The sequence below is a fragment of the Pseudomonas sp. 3B-A001-10F genome (assembly GCF_056313565.1).
Genome location: NZ_JBQYFW010000106.1, coordinates 1 through 255, shown reverse-complemented (window position 1 = coordinate 255; position 255 = coordinate 1). Strand labels below are relative to the sequence as shown.

1 protein-coding gene is annotated in these 255 nt (G+C 56.5%); it reads right to left on the bottom strand.

The window, feature by feature from the left end; all coding sequences use genetic code 11:
• Positions 1–65 precede the first annotated feature (65 nt).
• Positions 66–255: hypothetical protein (locus AC0ZWN_RS28940; protein ID WP_476337729.1), on the bottom strand; the 190-nt coding region annotated here is incomplete at its 5' end.

The window sequence follows — 255 nt, the reverse complement described above, 5'->3', positions numbered from 1 at the left end:
AAAGGGAGAGGGGACTGACCGAGGTGTTTGGGTGAGCTACGCCGACGTGCGATACCGAGTCGAACTCAGATATTGAAAAGCCCATAAATCGGCTCCCTCTCCCTCGGGAGAGGGTTGGGGTGAGGGGGAAATTCACCGCGAAACAAAAGCCAAGCGAGTGTCTTCCCATCCAGCGGGCAGAACGTGAGTCCGGCTGCGGCCATCGCGCTAACTTTAAACAGAACATCATCTTCACGCAGATCAGCCACAGCCTGC